The organism is Spirosoma arboris (assembly GCF_009754945.1).
GTDB lineage: Bacteria > Bacteroidota > Bacteroidia > Cytophagales > Spirosomataceae > Spirosoma > Spirosoma arboris.
This window is the reverse complement of record NZ_WPIN01000005.1, coordinates 574935-591801: the sequence shown is the minus strand read 5'-3', so window position 1 is coordinate 591801 and position 16867 is coordinate 574935. Positions and strand designations below refer to the sequence as shown.

At 43.8% G+C, this 16867-nt stretch carries 10 protein-coding genes and 1 pseudogene; 6 read left to right on the top strand and 5 right to left on the bottom strand.

Annotated elements, in window-relative coordinates:
- The first annotated feature begins 16 nt into the window (after window positions 1-16).
- From GO755_RS16425 to GO755_RS16410, 4 genes are all read left to right on the top strand, one after another.
- Window positions 17-4228, top strand: coding sequence for an Ig-like domain-containing protein (locus GO755_RS16425; protein WP_157586250.1), 4212 nt, complete (start codon window positions 17-19; stop codon window positions 4226-4228).
- A 71-nt stretch (window positions 4229-4299) separates the two neighbouring features.
- Window positions 4300-4863 carry a hypothetical protein gene (locus GO755_RS16420; protein ID WP_198174847.1) on the top strand — a complete coding sequence of 188 codons (564 nt, stop codon included), beginning with the start codon at window positions 4300-4302 and terminating at the stop codon, window positions 4861-4863.
- Between the two features lie 10 nt (window positions 4864-4873).
- Window positions 4874-6337, top strand: coding sequence for a hypothetical protein (locus tag GO755_RS16415; RefSeq protein WP_157586249.1), 1464 nt, complete (start codon window positions 4874-4876; stop codon window positions 6335-6337).
- A 23-nt stretch (window positions 6338-6360) separates the two neighbouring features.
- On the top strand, window positions 6361-7185 hold the full coding sequence (locus GO755_RS16410; RefSeq protein WP_157586248.1) for a hypothetical protein: 825 nt from the start codon (window positions 6361-6363) through the stop codon (window positions 7183-7185).
- Window positions 7186-8020: 835 nt separating this feature from the next.
- On the opposite strand, the gene GO755_RS16405 is transcribed toward GO755_RS16410, so the two are convergent.
- The 3 genes from GO755_RS16405 to GO755_RS16395 form a co-directional block, all read right to left on the bottom strand.
- A complete protein-coding gene (locus tag GO755_RS16405) occupies window positions 8021-8575 on the bottom strand; it encodes an RNA polymerase sigma factor (RefSeq protein ID WP_157586247.1) in 555 nt (184 codons plus the stop codon).
- A gap of 64 nt (window positions 8576-8639) precedes the next feature.
- Window positions 8640-8909: a hypothetical protein gene (locus tag GO755_RS16400; protein ID WP_157586246.1), complete on the bottom strand. Its 270-nt coding sequence runs from the start codon at window positions 8907-8909 to the stop codon at window positions 8640-8642.
- A gap of 114 nt (window positions 8910-9023) precedes the next feature.
- Window positions 9024-9803 (bottom strand): hypothetical protein, encoded by a 780-nt coding sequence (locus GO755_RS16395; protein WP_157586245.1) that lies wholly within the window; start codon window positions 9801-9803, stop codon window positions 9024-9026.
- A 378-nt stretch (window positions 9804-10181) separates the two neighbouring features.
- Between GO755_RS16395 and GO755_RS16390 the strand changes: the two genes are divergently transcribed.
- Window positions 10182-12956 (top strand): alpha-L-rhamnosidase, encoded by a 2775-nt coding sequence (locus tag GO755_RS16390; protein ID WP_227686976.1) that lies wholly within the window; start codon window positions 10182-10184, stop codon window positions 12954-12956.
- A gap of 24 nt (window positions 12957-12980) precedes the next feature.
- Window positions 12981-15968 (top strand): ligand-binding sensor domain-containing protein, encoded by a 2988-nt coding sequence (locus tag GO755_RS16385; RefSeq protein ID WP_198174846.1) that lies wholly within the window; start codon window positions 12981-12983, stop codon window positions 15966-15968.
- A gap of 2 nt (window positions 15969-15970) precedes the next feature.
- Here GO755_RS16385 and GO755_RS42010 read toward each other — a convergent pair.
- Together GO755_RS42010 and GO755_RS42005 are read right to left on the bottom strand one after the other, a co-directional pair.
- A pseudogene (locus GO755_RS42010) lies at window positions 15971-16489 on the bottom strand (PD-(D/E)XK nuclease family transposase); the annotation flags it as partial.
- Window positions 16490-16505: 16 nt separating this feature from the next.
- A complete protein-coding gene (locus tag GO755_RS42005; RefSeq protein ID WP_317165890.1) occupies window positions 16506-16844 on the bottom strand; it encodes a PD-(D/E)XK nuclease family transposase in 339 nt (112 codons plus the stop codon).
- Window positions 16845-16867: the final 23 nt, after the last annotated feature.

The following is a 16867-nucleotide window of genomic DNA, read 5'->3' as shown; positions in this document are numbered from 1 at the left end:
CTGTAAAACTGTATCAATGAAACATTATCTACTCTGGGGCTTGTTTTGGATGCTGAGTGCCGTGGGCGCTCTAGCCCAGCAATCCCCCAACACGGTCAAATACAAGGTGACCTATGATGCGACCACCCAGACCTACACAGCCTGGGTGGTGCCCGACTATGCAACGCCCAATACAAACAATATAGGGGCTATTGAACTGGCGTCGACCGCTCAGTTTACGCTCAAAGTGCCGGTCGGTTTTGTCATCAGCAATATTACTGATGCAACTGGTGCACAGGTCTGGGATAAAAATCCGGCGAAATTAGGTCCCGGTTTATCATTGACAGCAGTCAACGGCACAGTCTTTACTCAGGATTATAGTCCGGTGGTACTGGACCCTACGTATGGGTACTATGTGATTGGTAAAGCACCTACGGAGTCGAACTTAGGGGCTTTTGTGGTGGGTGTGCCAGTGGCTTTATTCACCTTCAAGGGCAATGGTTGTTTCGGTCCTATTTCACCGTTGGCGCCCAGTTATCCTTTTATTCAAGCTGCTGTGAATGCGTATTCCTTTAACGTAGGCAACAGCTTTTATTCGTTCTCTGGCCAGCCAGCGGGTGGTAATCAGGACCCTCTTGAACAGTTCATCAATATTACTGGATCAGCAGCCAGTTGTACTCAGAGCCAGCCACCGATTGCTAAGCCGGATATTGCCAACACACGTCCTGCCACACCAGTAAGTGGTAATGTACTGATCAACGATGTGGATCCCCAGGGCCTTCCCCTGACGGTGAGCACCACCCCAGTCTGTCAGCCTGCTCATGGTAGTGTAACCTTAACCGCCAGTGGGTCTTATACCTACACGCCCGCTAGTAGTTACACCGGCGTGGATGGCTTCTGTTATCAGGTCTGCAACAGTGCTGGTCAGTGCGCCACCACTACAGTAGGTGTCAATGTAATCCCAGATCCTTACATTAATCCAGCGATCGACAATCCACCGGTTGCTAACAACGATGCGACCCAGACTACCCAGAATAACCCTGTTATAGTGGTTGTGCTAGCCAATGATACTGACCCTGACAAGGCTAGCAGCGGCAATGGTCAATTGAGCAATCCAGTATTACTGGGACAGCCTTCGTCAGGTACGGCGGTGGTGAATGCCAACGGGACGGTGACTTATACCCCAACGACCAGCTTCACGGGTGTAGTGACGTTTCCTTACCAAGTCTGCGACAAAGCTAGTTCGCCTTTATGCGCTACCGCTTTGGTAACCATCACGGTGCTACCTACTCCACCAAACAACACAACGCTGTCGCCGGTGGCAGTGGACGATGCGTTGATTACGAGCATCAATACACCTAAAACGGGCAGCGTAGCATCTAACGACAGTGACCCCAATACACCAGCTTTATCGCTGACCTTCACGACGGGCCAACCTCTAAGTGGAACAGTGGTGATGAGTCCAACGGGTAGCTACACCTACACGCCACCGACGGGCTTTTCGGGTCCGACTAGCTTCACCTATACGGTCTGTAACAGCGCTGGTAAGTGTAATGTAGCAACCGTGAGTGTGATTGTACAAAAAACAGCGGATCTGCCACCGATTGTGACACCAGATATTGCCAACACCAATATTAATACACCAGTAAGCGGAAATTTGCTGACCAATGATGTAGATCCACAAGGATTACCGTTAACCACGAGCCTAATTAACTCGCCCACATCGGGTACGGTGACCTTGAGCCCCACAGGTAGCTATACGTATACCCCACCCACGGGCTTCACAGGTGTAGCAAGCTTCTGCTACTTAGCCAGTAATACAGCGGGGCTGAGTGCGAGTACTTGTGTAACGATTAATGTCATACCGGCACCAGTGCAGGGTAATAACCCCCCGGTTCCCAATGCAGATGCTACCCAAACTACTCAGGATACTCCAGTGCCAATCGCTGTGCTAGCGAACGATACGGACCCAGATTTGGAAACGAGCCTGAATGGTCAGCTGAAGAGTCCGCCAACCTTAGTATCTCAGCCCAGTTTCGGGACAGCAGTAGTGAACGGTAACGGGACAATTACATACACGCCACCGGCTAATTTTACAGGTGTGGTAACCTTTCCGTATAGAGTTTGTGACCTTGCAACCTTACCCTTGTGTGCCACCGCTTTGGTAACTGTTAATGTACTACCGACTCCACCAGCTGGTACTATACTGGCCCCCGTAGCCGGGGATGATGCCTTACTGACCCGGATCAACACGCCTAAATCGGGCGACGTTGCACCCAATGACCTGGACCCGAATAGCCCGGCTCTTCCTCTGACTTTCTCGGCAGGTCAACCTACAAGTGGTACGGTGGTGATGAGTTCAATAGGTATTTACACGTATACGCCACAACTGGGTTTTGTAGGTCCCACCAGCTTTACTTATACAGCTTGTAACAGTGCAGGCAAGTGTGATGTGGCTACGGTTAGCATCAGCGTGGAGCCCAACCCAGGTCAATTACCTCCATCGGTTACACCTGACATTGCCAATACCAATATAGGCACGCCGGTACGAGGTAATGTGTTAACCAACGATTCGGACCCCAACACACCTACGCTTCCGCTGACAGCTTCGGTGACTACGTTACCTACGGTAGGTACGGTGGTGATGACACCCGCAGGCAGTTACACGTACACCCCTCCCGCCAATTTTACGGGTGTGGTGAGCTTCTGCTACACGGCCAGTAATACGGCTGGGCTGAGTGCGAGCACATGTGTAACGATCAATGTCATCCCTGATTTGTTGCCGAATGACAATAACCGCCCAGTTGCCAACAACGATGCTACTCGGACTAGTACAGGTCTGCCTGTTACGGTGGCTGTATTGGCCAATGATACCGACCCTGATAGCAATACCAGCGGTAACGGCCAGTTGAGCAATCCAACGTTAATTTCACTTACTCAACCCTCGGTTGGCACGGTGGTAGTGAACGCCAACGGCACGGTGACCTACACCCCACCGGCCAATTTCACGGGAGTCGTTACCTTCCCGTATCAGGTCTGCGATCAAGCGACAACGCCGTTATGCGCCACAGCTTTGGTAACGGTGACCGTTCAGCCAACTCCGCCGGATAACACGACGCTGGCCCCAGTGGCGGTGGACGATGCGTTACTGACGCGCTTGAACACACCTGCAACTGGCAACGTATCGACCAACGACCGTGATCCTCAAGGTTTACCGCTGACGTTCACGACGGGGCAGCCCGGTAGTGGAACGGTGGTGATGTCGCCAACGGGTTCGTACACCTACACGCCCGCTCCTGGTTTTGTGGGTCCTACCAGCTTCACCTACAGTGTCTGCAATAGTGCCAGCAAGTGTATTGTGGCAACCGTGAGTGTGGATGTACAGCAATCAAGCGTAAAAATAGGTTTTTCATTGCGGTTGAAAGTGATGCTTCAAGGGGCTCTGATTGGTGGTAGCAACGGTCTAATGCGTGATGACTTACGATCAAAAGGATTCCTGCCGCTGACCGAGCCTTATTCCGCCATTGGAGGAAGTCGATTCACTCAGGTGAATGGGGGCGGAGGGGAAACCATGCCTGCCTCTGCGACAATCGTCAATGCTGGAACAGCTAATGCCATTGTGGACTGGGTATTTGTTGAGTTGCGTAGTCCGTCTAACCTATCGCTTGTTGTGGCTACTCATTCTGCTTTAGTACAACGAGATGGTGATGTAGTGATGGCCAGCGATGGAGTTAGCTCGCTAAGCTTCACAAGCCTGACGGCAGGTAATTACTATGTGAGTGTTAAACACCGCAATCACTTGGGAGCTATGACGGCCACTGCTATTCCGCTGTCCGTTACCGGCACTGTGGTCGACTTCACCTCCATGACCAATACTGAGTTGTGGAATACGACCATCGGAATTTATAACTATGATGGCTGGGAGCAGACTACGGTGAGTGGCAAACAAGCTCTCTGGGCAGGCAATTCCAATCGCGACGGTAAGGTGAAATATCAGGGCGTAATCAACGATCTGATCCCAATCTTCACCGAAGTCATTGGCGCTCAGAGCAATTCTGCTAGCCCAGTCTATAACTATGACAATGCGTTTGGTTACTATTTCGGTGATGTTAACATGGATGGAAAGGTTAAATACCAGGGTACATCCAACGATACCTCATTGATCTTTACCAATGTATTGACCAATTATCAAACGCTCAATACTGGTCAGCTGTACAATTTTGACTTCATGCTTGAGCAAATTCCTTAGACCAATCAGAGGGGGCAGATTATTTCTGCTCCCTCATTTATCCTTATAAATTCATCTTAAATCGTATGCCAATGAAACCATTCTATTTTCTACTATTTCTGTTAAGCGTTGGATTAACAAGTTTTGCCCAGAATGTGGATTACACATTACGGTACAACACAGGATTGAGTCGGTATGAAGTTTATACCAGACCGAGTTTTACTCAGGCACAGTATAATTGGGGTAGTACGCAAGTATCAGTGGTGACGCCCTCGTCGGTCACCGATTCTCCGTTCACTATCAATAGCGTAGCGGCTGGTGGCTGGACGGATAATTCGGAGGTGTATAATGTACAGGGGTCTGATTTTCATGGCATTGGCTCAAATGGATTGAAAGTGGATTTGACGTCTGGTCAGGAGACATTGTTGTTCTCCTTCACCTTACCTGGTGGACAGTGTGTACCAGGCCTGCGGTTATACATCAATGGTAGTGATCCGAATTCAAGTGCGGCAGGTATGCAAGGAGGAGACTTTGCGAATACGATGTACTCATCGAATGATATTCTTGGAGCCACTAATCTTTATCGGCAGAACTACGCTAACACGGGAACTGTTTGTACCGCCTGTAATCTGGTAGCTCCTACATTGAGTAAATAAATCCCTTTCTATGATACATAAACGACATGTTTTGCTAAGTGTAGTCTGTTTATGGCTTACCATTATTCAGGAAGTAACAGCCATGTCAGGTAGATATAAGGCTGAATTTACTAAACACTGGTTGGCCGATAGTGACTCAGATGGGGTAGTCGATTCTCAGGATTTATGTCCAGGGACCCTCCCTGGTGTAGCTGTAAACGCTTATGGTTGCCCTGTTACGGTAGCCCAATGCGAATATAACACGGCTACTGTAACGCTGGCGAGTGCAGGAGGTAGCAGTGGTGGCAGTACAAAATATGTGCTAGCCGACAATACGGGCAAGATTCTACAGATCAGTAACACGCCTACCTTTACCGGTTTGACAGGTGCTGCTACTTACATGGCGCTGGCCTTGACGTATGATGGTAGTGTAAGTAATCTATCGATAGGTCAATCATTAAGTGGCGTATCAGCTACTTGTCTGGACTGGTCAGATGCCCTGGTGTTCAAAGCTTGCATCACTCCATCAACTTGTGATTATCAGGTTGGTCAGACCATTACGCTAAAAACTACTGGGGGTAGTTCAGGAACTGGCCTTAAGACCAGTTATGTATTGACTGATGCAAATGGCAAGCTATTGCAAATTTCCACGACGCCCTCGTTTTCCACCTCGGGGTTGACGGCTGGTACATATCAGGCTTACGCATTGACTTACAACAATGACAATACAGTTACCCATCTGGCCGCCAACGGTACCAACAATCTAAACCAGGTTACGGCAAGCTGTCTGGACTGGTCAGATGCGTTGCTGATTAACGTCTGCGCACCTACTCCGCCAGCTTGTGATTATCAGGTTGGTCAGACCATTACACTAAAAACTAGTGGGGGTAGCTCAGGGACTGGCATAAAAACCAGCTATGTATTGACTGATGCAAGTGGTAAACTAGTGCAGGTCTCTACAACACCATCGTTTTCCACCTCGGGGTTGACGACTGGTACATATCAGGCTTATGCACTGACCTACAACAATGACAACACAATCACTCATCTGGCCGCCAATGGCACTAATAATTTAAGTCAGGTTACGGCAAGCTGCCTGGACTGGTCGGATGCTCTGGTGATTACTATCTGTGCACCTACTCCGCCAGCTTGTGATTATCAGATTGGTCAGACTATTACACTAAAAACTACTGGGGGTAGTTCAGGGGCTGGCCTTAAGACCAGTTATGTATTGACTGATGCAAATGGCAAGCTATTGGTGGTCTCCACAACGCCATCATTTTTCACCTCAGGATTGACGGCTGGTACATATCAGGCTTATGCATTGATCTATACCAATGACAACACAATCACTCATCTGGTCGCCAACGGTACCAATAAGCTAAGCCAGGTTACGGCAAGTTGCCTAGCCCAATCCTCGGTTCAGGTGCTAACGCTTTGCGGTAATTGTAAGCCGATTTGTATGCCGATTTTGATTGCTCGGAAAAATCGTTGATCGCTAATAAAATGACTATGTTTATGAAAACAGTTTATCTCATTATCAGTATTGCGTTGTGCTTGCCCGCTTTGGCACAGTCTAAAGTTGCGCTAAGGATGGGTTTTAATGCCGAGCAAAACCGGTATGAAGTCTTTGCTCAACCCAACTTTTCTGCCAAGAATTTTATATGGGGACCCTCGCAGATATCAGTCGTTTTGCCTGCTAATCAATCGAAAGATCGCTTGTCAATTCGGAGTACCAGTGCTGGTACCTGGTCTGATAATTCGGTTGTCAATCACCCCCAGGCAGATCCAAATTCCCTCTTTCATGGGATTACTGGTTCGGGAGGAAAGTTGGATATGATAGCTGGAAATGAGTACCTTTTGTTTGATTTTACACTGCCGTCGGGTTACGTTGAAAATGTTCGATTGTTTCGTAACGGCATAGATCCGAATTCAGCACAGCCTGGTATGAACGGAGGTGACTTTAGCAATTATATGTCTGATCAGAATGGCGTGGATTATCTTGCCGTTGATAGTCGTCCGGTGGTTTTATCTGTACGTCAAGATGATTCTGCTCTCAGCGTCACTGATGAAGGGACTAAGGTACAGTTGATTGCCTATCCAAATCCTGCCCCTGCTGGCTCGTTTCGATTATATCTCAAAGGGTTCTCTCCCAATGAAACCGTGACGGTCGTTCTATATACGCTAACAGGTATGGAACAAAAGCGGCTAACAGACAAAGTAATCAACTTAAGTGGTCGGCAAATGTCTGTTCCCGCTACCGATGCTGCGTATTGGCTCTTATCGCTCGAGCGACCCACTGCCAACCAACGATTTGTTCAGCGGATTTGGGTAAAAGATTAAATTCTATGGTTTCTGTTGGTTCTATAGCTTGTAATTATTACAAGCTATAGAACCAACAGAATTTGAAATCCTTATAAACTAATAGATTATATTGTTTTTTGTATTGAAAAATTAGGGCAAATTTACGCTTGCTCAACTCCTATTATTGGCTTAGTAATATTATTTGAATTATTATCTATAATCATTTTATAAGGCATCGGATCACTCTGGTGCAACGTGTCAGACTACGGCATTTCTATAAGAAAGATTTGATTACATGAGCTAATGGAGGATTAATGAGTTAATTGTGCAAGTAATCCATAGAATACTTACTTACTCTATACCCATTTCCTTATCTACTAAAGCCTAAATAACGCCAGCAATGGATCGTTGATAATAAAATTAGAAATTAATCACGACTCAATCATTTGCATGTTTTTTAGCTTGTATTTTAGTCTTTGATTTATTGTGATCTGAGTATTCTTGAATTTGCTATAAATAATTAACGACTTTCAATAGCTAATTTCTTTAATTAATTCTTTTGTATAACAAGTAAATAAGAAAAACTAAGCTATTAATTACTATATTACTTTGTTGTTTGGGTAATAATAAGATTTTAGTATTGATCTAATAATTGAGTAAAATTAAAGTGCATTTTTTTTGTCGTATAAGATAGTCTCAAAAGTTACTCTAGTAGTGTTTATTTTCAATAACTTCAGTAGGAGTTTCTTATGAAAAGAATGACGCTCCTAAGATTTACTCCTAAAAGATTGTTCTTTTTGTGCGAAAATCCTAATAACTTTAGTTAGCAATTAATGAAAATTGTGAACTGGTAGAATGAAAATTATGTAAACCGTTAATCCTCTTTTTCTAGAATCTTATCGTATAAGCTGCGTGCATATTCCCGAGCACGTTTAAGCTGCATTTTAACCGCGCTTGGTGTCAGATCTCGGTTCAACGCAATATCATTGATTTGGATGCCGGCCTTATATTTAGCCATCAGGAGATCTCGTTGTTTCGGTGGAAGTTGATTGATTACCTGTTCAAAAGCCTGAAAATAAACCTCGTCAGTTACGGTGGGCCGGTTGCTGGTATATGAAGAATCGAGTATATAACTTTGTTGAAGAGTCCTGAGCTGCTTTTGCTTCCGAAGCTGGTCAATGCAGTAATTGACCGTGATAGCGTGTAACCAGGTCGTAAACTTTGCTTCGCGTCTGTAGTTTTTTAATTTTAGTGCCAGCGTTACAAAGATATCCTGCGTAAAATCCTCGGCATCAGCGGTGTTACCAGCGTAAAACAGGCATTTTCTATATACATCTTGATGATGCCGGGTATAAATTTGGGCAAAGTAATAGTTGCTACCAGTATTGATGTAGTGAGCAACCAGGTCTTGGTCAGAGAGATTCGCCATTGGGGATAGGAAGTTGTTTAATAGCTACTAGGTCGGTGTAAGGCATAGAATGAGGCTAACCTCTTCATGCGTACTTGTTGAGGTTCTTTAGAAAAGGAAAATAAACCGTGTGTACCTTTTTTATCATTAATGATCTTGTAGACAGGAGCCGACAGGCTCTTTGTTCTTGCTGCAAATTGTACACTTGTATTTCCCATTGAACAATAGAAGCTAGATCTGGAAACGGTTGCTTCTTTTCTTGTTCGCATAAACCAGTATAATGGGCAATAACTTGACCAATCAGTTCAATAGCTGTTTCATGTGTAATGGGAACTAATTCGGTTTTACTGATCATGGCAGTAAGTTTTTTGCTAAAAAATCATTAAAATAATACCAGGTAATAATGCAACACTTGAAATTTTTCTAAATTTCAGAAAATCAATTATAAAACTTTCGATATGAAAATATGCTAGTGCTTATCTTTATCAAAAAATTCTTTCATTTTAGCTATAAAAGCAATTAGACCTAAAATATTTTCTGAATATTCATTTTGAAATAATATATAATTTAATGATAAACTAAAATCAGAAAGATTATCATAGAAATCAAGATTATTGGTTTGCGCTTTTAGTCCATCTTTTACATCTAAAAGCTTAGAAAATAACGATTGAATTTGTTCTTCTTTATTTTTTAGCTGTCCATAATTCAGTTCGTTTTCTAATGTCCATGTACTGATTAAATAGTTGATATAAGGGTCTGTATGTTCTACTACATTTTTTGGTAGTAGTATTGCCGATTCAGTATTAGTGTCAAGATATTCGGGCCAGGATTTTGTTTCTTCTAATGTTAATCTGATACCGAAGGATCTATCGTCTAGGGTTATTAATTCACTAATAAATGAATACTGAAATCGCTTGTAGTTTAAATTAAGTTTGCTCAACAAAGTATCGAGTGCCAATATTGCGCCATATTTGAACCGATAAATAGTAATGCGCTCAGCTTGAGGTTCTATAACTGGTTGAATAATCAGTCCGCAGAGTTGTCCATTTTTCTCAATCTGCTCCACAACTTTCAAGTTGGTCTTAGGGAAATTAATCCCTAAAACTGCATTGACCAACCGACGGTGTAACACAAGTTGTCCTTTTCGACTTGTGTTACACCGACCATCTTCGTCCGGATTAAAGCGATATCGTTTAGAATAATCTATAGAATCTCGCTCAATGAAAGTATTAAGAATTTCGTGGCTCATTTTTAAAGTTATTGCAAAAATCAGCGCATAAAATCAGAAGTAGGATTGAAAACCTGAAGGTTGGATATGCTTAATTGTCTAACTGATTTAATAATATGTTTGAGTGGTTCTATTTTACTATATAGCTCATTCGTTTTACATGTTGACACTATTTGTATGTAGAAAGTATCATTTGGTGTAGATGAGCCTACTAACCTTTTCCGTGGAGTAGTTTTGGCAATTGACTTCCCTTTGCAGAACTATACCATCTGCCTATAACGAACGGATTTGCTTCCCAAAGAAGCCGCTATCTAATCCATGAAATTTGCTCAGTCTACTACTCAAACCATAGTTTTGATCGCTTTTTTCGCTGCTGTACTATGTCCTAAATTGTTTGCAATGACAACTGATTTAAAGCCGCTTAACCTTCGGACTGAATACAAAATAACCCCCGTAACAGATGTCGTAAAACCTCGTTTAAGCTGGGAGTTAACAGCTACAGGTAGGGGGCAGGTGCAAACGGCCTACCAGCTACTGGTAGCGTCATCATCGGAATTACTAGCTTCCGACAAAGCCGATCTTTGGAATTCAAACAAAGTGATTGGGAATACCACCAATCAGGTAGAATATGGCGGAAAGCCCTTGGCATCAAGAACCGTTTGCTTTTGGAAGGTTCGTAGTTGGGACAAAACCGGGCAGCCTGGCCCATGGAGTGCAACTGCCAAATGGGAAATGGGTTTGCTGAACAAAGCTGACTGGAAAGCAGAATGGATAGGAAATGATTTAACTGCACTAGGAAAAGGAAAGACGTATCAGTTGCCACCTGCTCCTTTTTTTAGGAAAGAAACTCAATTAAAAGGATCAGTTAAACGAGCAAGACTGTACGTTACGTCACTTGGTTTGTATGAATTTCAACTTAATGGCAAACGGATTGGTAAAGACTATTTTACGCCAGGATGGACCGATTATAACAAGCGGGTTTATTACCAAACGTATGATGTTACCTCCGATGTAAAGGCTGGTAAGAATGCGCTGGGAGCTGTTATTGCAGACGGTTGGTATGCTGGCTATCTTGGCTATGCACTACTAGTTGGGAATCCGGTTGTGAGAAATTTCTATGGCAATGTTCCACTTTTGAAAGCACAGTTGGAGGTAGAGTATACCAGTGGTGAGAAAGAAACGATTGCTTCTGATCAAACTTGGAAAACAAATCATGGACCAATCGTTGAAGCCGATTTATTGAACGGGGAGACGTATAACGCCAATTTAGAATTTGATAATTGGAGTAAAGCAGGCTATGATGATTCGAAATGGAAAAATAGCGCCATTTATCCAGATAAGCCAGAGCGGAAAATAGAGGCTTACCCAGGAAATACAATTCAGGTTTTTCAGGAACTGAAAGCAAAAACAGTTACACCAAAAGCCGGAGGGAGGTATCTTTTTGATTTAGGGCAAAATTTTGCGGGACTTGTCCGACTTAATGTAAAAGGAAATAAAGGCGATACAATCACCTTGAAATTTGGTGAAGTGCTATTTCCGAATGGGGAAATAATGACCGAGAACTTACGGAAAGCGCGGGCAACGGATACGTATATACTTAAAGGTAAGAAGGAAGGAGAAACGTGGACACCTAAATTTACGTATCATGGATTTCAATATGTAGAAGTGTCTGGGTTTAGAACAGCCCCCGGATTGGAGGCTATAACGGGCATTGTCCTAAGTTCAGCAACGCCATCAGCTGGTTCGTTTGAAACAGACAATAAGCTGATTAATAAGCTCTATGAAAACATTGTCTGGACACAGCGTTCCAACTATTTTGACGTTCCTACAGATTGCCCTCAACGCGATGAACGACTTGGCTGGACGGGTGATGCACAGGCGTATATTCAATCAGCGACCTTTAATAATGATATATCAGCTTTTTTTACAAAATGGCTCGTTGATCTGAATGATGCCCAGCGCGCCGATCATACGTATCCGATTTATGCGCCTGCACCCAATGTTCGCAAAACTGACACGTATTCTCCGGGCTGGTCAGAAGCTGGCATTATTTGCCCCTATACGATTTACAAAACCTATGGCGATACAAAGGTGATTCGTGAATTCTGGCCAAATATGGTGGCCTATCTCAAGTTTATGGAAGCGAAGAGTAAAGGCGAATACGTATATAAAGAAGCAAGTTTCGAAGATATTTCTCCTAAAGGTGGGTTTGGTGACTGGCTTTCGGTCGGTAAAAAAACACCCCCTGATTTGTTGGCAACGATGTATTATGGCTATGTAGCTTCTATGATGGCCGAAATGGCAAAGGCTATTGGCAAGCTCGATGAGTCAGCTTATTATGATGCCATTTTTACTAAAATTAAGCAGGCGCTTTTGACCCATTATACCGACAAAACGGGAAAATTTAAAACAAACAGCGCAGCGTATGGGGATGGAAACGGCTATGTAGATGGCGAAATGGGTTTTGATGGACATACGCAAACCGCCTATGCCAATGCGATTTATATGCACATGCTCATGCCCGAATTGAATCAAAAAGCAGGTAATTGGCTGGTCGATCTTATAAAGGCAAATAATAACAAACTCTCCACCGGATTTTTAGGTGTAAAGCCCTTATTACCAGCGCTGTCGAGTACAGGACATAGCAACGAAGCCTACAAATTGTTATTGAGTACAGAGTATCCTTCCTGGGGTTTTGAAGTAAAAAATGGAGCCAATACAATTTGGGAGCGTTGGAATAGCTATATTAAAGGCAAAGGGTTTGAAAATAATGCCGGAATGAATTCATTCAACCACTATGCCTTTGGCTCGGTAAACGAATGGTTATTTGACTATGCCGCCGGACTTAAGGTTGGTGAAGCGGGCTATAGAACATTCACAATTAAACCCGAAATTGCCAAAGAGGGAATCAACGAGGTGAAAGCTACTTATCGGTCAATTAATGGAATGATTGAAACAGGCTGGAAAAAAACTGGCTCAGCAATCAGTTTGACAATTACTGTTCCCGTAAATACTATTGCAACGGTATTTATTCCAACAACAAATCCAGCTACGGTATTGGAAGCGAAGAAAGCAATTAAAACGAATCCGGCTATAAACATTAAGGGGTTTAAAGAGGGCTATTTACAGGTAGAAATTGGTTCTGGTACGTATCAATTCACGTCCCAAAACTAAATGCCCAATCGTTCATTAATGAACATGATACATGAATGCCAGCCTACTAGATCAGGCATAAAAGGCTGTAAATTACTGCAAATCATACTGCTGATTTATGTTGAGTTGGTTGCTGCCTTAGGGGTAGAAGCCCAGCCGTTTATGTGTCGGCAGTTTTCGGCCAATGATGGGCTGCCATCGTCTTATTGTTTTACATCACTTCAGGATAGTGATGGTTACTTGTGGGTGGGTACCTACGGAGGAGTAGGTCGTTTTGATGGGGCAACCTTCAGGAATTTTACCGTTAACGACGGATTAGTCAACAATCAGGCGCTCACCTTTTGTCAGGATAAAGACCAGAATATCTGGATTGGTACCTTCAATGGCATTAGCATTTGGAAACACGGACGCTTTCGAAATATAACGAAAGCAGGCAACACGCCTATTGAACGTGTATTTGGGCTTACCAAAACCCATGATGGACGTATTTGGGCTACCTGTGAGCAAGGACTGCTGGTTTTCGATAATGCCGAAGCAACACCCAGACTTTTTCAACTCGATACGCAACAACAACCCGTCACTCATCTTTGGGGTGTCTGTCAAACGCCTTCGGGACAGCTGCTGGTTAGTAATACATATCACCTCTTTCTGCTCGATAAAGACCGGTTTGCCGAAATAAAATACCCTGATGGCCAGCCAATTAAAGCTCGCTGTCTTGTGCGCTTAGGAAATCAGATGCTGATTGGCACCTACGAGCAGGGACTACTCGAATACAAAGCGGGAACAGTTAAGCCAATGTATTCGTCGATTTTGCCCAGTAAACTGCGTGTATTTGATATACTGACCGACAAGCGACAGCGGTTGTGGCTGGCGACTAATCAGGGAGCCATTTGCATTGATAAGGGCAACGCCACGATACTGAGCACGAAAAACTACCTGCCCAGCGACAAGTGTCTGGGTATCAGCAAGGACACAGAAGAGAATATCTGGCTCACATCGCCCGAAGGGTTAGTGCAATGTAAAGAGCGATTTATTGATGTTTTTACCAAATCAGACGGCCTGCTGAACGATGAAATTTATTCGCTTGGTAAAGATAAAAATGGTGTGATTTATTTTGGCGGTTGCAATGGAGCCTTTACTGCCTACCGTCAGGGTACTTTGTTTCAGCCTTTTCAGGCCTTTAATGGAACGAAAACCAGCGGTCTGCCCATTCACTTTACCCGGTTCGACCACAAAGGTAATTTATGGATTTCCTGCGACGCAGAAGGAGTTTATAAACTCAGCGGTAATCAAATTGGAAAGATTACAACCACCGGAAAGTTTTGCTCATCTTTTCTTGAAGATACCCTAAACGACGCCATTTGGATGGGTAATCGGGAGCAATTATTCCGATACCAGCATGACCAGTGGACGTCCTTCAGTCCGCCACCGGCAATGGCCGTCGATGATATTCTGGCGCTCTACCAGGATAAACAAAATCGATTGTGGCTGGGCACGTATGGTTTGCGAATTTTTGACGGTAAAACGTGGACGAACCTGTCTAAAAAAACCAATACCGAAAACGTATTTATTCAGTCGATCAAAACAGATGCCACTGGTGCAATCTGGGTAGGGACGATTGGTAAGGGTATTCGGAAAATCCAACTGGATGAGAAAGGGGCTATTGTTTCGGTAGAGACGATCACCAGCCGTCAGGGCCTTCAGAACGACAGTGTACTCGATATTGAATTTGATAATGAGGGTCAGCTTTGGGTGGGCTCATTTGGTGGCATCATGCGTATTGACCTGAAGCGACCTAAAGAAAAAGGACAGTACGTATCCCGCATTTTCAATCGTACGAGTGGCATGCTGGATAATACCTGGCAAATAGTGTCGCTCTTAAAAGACAATGCAGGCGACATATGGGCGGGCACTTCGACTGGCGCTATGCGGTTTTCTATACGAGATATTCCGACCAACGCAACCAGCCCTCCGGTTCATATCGTGTCAGCTCAATTGTTGCAAAATGCCCATGAATTGCCCACTAGTGTCCAAACGATTCCTGTTAATGGCGTGCTACCCTACTACCAGAATGCACTCAATTTTCAGTTTACCGGTATTAGTTTAAGCGATCCAGCGGGCATTCGGTATACGTATAAACTGGCTGGTTTGCCCGAAGCTACCTGGTCAGCGTTTTCAAAGCAGAACAATATTAATTTTACTAATCTACCACCGAATACCTACACCCTGCATGTAAAGGCTATTAATGCCGACGGTGTAGAAAGCAGGCAGGAAGCAACATTTACGTTTACAATTAACCCTCCTTTTTGGAAAACCTGGTGGTTTCGGGTTCTCGTCGCTTTAGTAATAGCCAGTGCACTACTGGCAGCCGTTCAGTTCAGGATTCGCTTCCTGAATGAAAAGCATAAAACAGCTTTACAAATTAGTGAGTGGAAATTAAAGGCGCTCCAAAGCCAGATGAACCCCCATTTTATTTTCAACTCGCTCAATTCTATACAAAATTTTATCATTACGAATCAGCCGATCGAGGGCGTAAAATACCTATCGAAATTTTCCAAATTAGTCAGGAAGATATTAGAGAATTCGAACTACCAACAAATGAAGCTGGAACGGGTTATGGAAACCCTACAGATGTATGTTGAACTGGAAGCGATGCGGTTCAATCAGGAATTCAAGTATCAATTTGTTATTGGCGATGATGATATTCTTTATGACACCCTGTTGCCACCCATGTTGTTTCAGCCCTTTGTTGAAAATGCGATCTGGCATGGATTGATGCCTAAAAAGGGCGATAAATTCCTGCTGATTCAGATTGAGAAACAAGCCGATATATTGCTATGCGTCATTGACGATAATGGCGTGGGGCGAGCCAATGGTGTAAAAAAAGAAGGACACACCTCGCGTGGCGAATCGATCACAAAAGATACCTTTGACGCATTCAGTCAGCAGACAGGTAAAGAAGCAACTTTAACTATCATTGATAAAGTTGCCCCGTTGACAGGAACCCGCGTAGAAATCAGAATTCCTTTGTAGAACTACATATCTCTGGAAATTTGAGAGACAAAATCTGCACTAACTCCAACAGTTTTAGCTATTTGATCTGTAGTTAAAATGCCTAAAGCCAATAAATTTTTAACTGTTTCTACTTTAACCAGTAAATTTTCAGCCTCGCGTGCTTCCTGGATTTTCTGTTTCTCAGCCTTAACGGCCTCGGCATTGGCTGCTGTTATTCGAGCAAAGTAAGCCCGCTCTTCAGATGTCATCTTTCTAGTATCCAGCTCATCAATGGCTCGTTTAAGCCATTCCTCATTCCAGAAGTCAGGGTACTGAGTGGGCTCAGTTTTATGAAGCGTCTTCATCGTATAAACCAGCTTTTCTAGGTCCGTTTCAATATCAGCTACTTGCTTATTAAACTTAGCCAACTCTACAGTAATAAACGACATTTGGTGATCAATGATTTCACCTTGCTCACTTCGTAGATTGGCAATAGTGTGAAAGTGAGCCGTTGGCAAGATACTTTTGGCTAAGAAGGCAATTGCGTAAAGCTTAGGTAAATTTGCATAATCAAATTCACCTTTTTCGACTAAAGTATTGAATTTGTGAAGCGCATAAAAACGGTCCGCCGTCGCGGTTCATGCGTTGCACAAAGTAAGGTGCATGAGCCAATTGCATCTCGACAATAAATTGAGTGCCTTTTTCATCGGTACACGATAAATCGAAAATACCACTTCGACTGTCGATCGTTAGAGCTTCAAAGACGTTCTTATCGAATTTAATTTCACGAATAGGTATTTCTGATTTGATAAGAGCCTGTAAGGCTGTACGCAAAAATAAATCATCGGCTTCATTGCCAAATGTAGCTTTAAATCCGTAGTCAGAAATGATGGGAATGTATACACTTGCCTCCATTTTGCAAATGTATTGGAAACTTG

What these genes read in the sequence shown, in the direction of transcription:
- GO755_RS16425 (WP_157586250.1), top strand. Translation starts at nt 17, where the DNA reads ATGAAACATTATCTACTCTGGGGCTTGTTTTGGATGCTGAGTGCCGTG.
- GO755_RS16420 (WP_198174847.1), top strand. Translation starts at nt 4,300, where the DNA reads ATGAAACCATTCTATTTTCTACTATTTCTGTTAAGCGTTGGATTAACA.
- GO755_RS16415 (WP_157586249.1), top strand. Translation starts at nt 4,874, where the DNA reads ATGATACATAAACGACATGTTTTGCTAAGTGTAGTCTGTTTATGGCTT.
- GO755_RS16410 (WP_157586248.1), top strand. Translation starts at nt 6,361, where the DNA reads ATGAAAACAGTTTATCTCATTATCAGTATTGCGTTGTGCTTGCCCGCT.
- GO755_RS16405 (WP_157586247.1), bottom strand. Translation starts at nt 8,575, where the DNA reads ATGGCGAATCTCTCTGACCAAGACCTGGTTGCTCACTACATCAATACT.
- GO755_RS16400 (WP_157586246.1), bottom strand. Translation starts at nt 8,909, where the DNA reads ATGATCAGTAAAACCGAATTAGTTCCCATTACACATGAAACAGCTATT.
- GO755_RS16395 (WP_157586245.1), bottom strand. Translation starts at nt 9,803, where the DNA reads ATGAGCCACGAAATTCTTAATACTTTCATTGAGCGAGATTCTATAGAT.
- GO755_RS16390 (WP_227686976.1), top strand. Translation starts at nt 10,182, where the DNA reads ATGACAACTGATTTAAAGCCGCTTAACCTTCGGACTGAATACAAAATA.
- GO755_RS16385 (WP_198174846.1), top strand. Translation starts at nt 12,981, where the DNA reads ATGATACATGAATGCCAGCCTACTAGATCAGGCATAAAAGGCTGTAAA.
- GO755_RS42005 (WP_317165890.1), bottom strand. Translation starts at nt 16,844, where the DNA reads ATGGAGGCAAGTGTATACATTCCCATCATTTCTGACTACGGATTTAAA.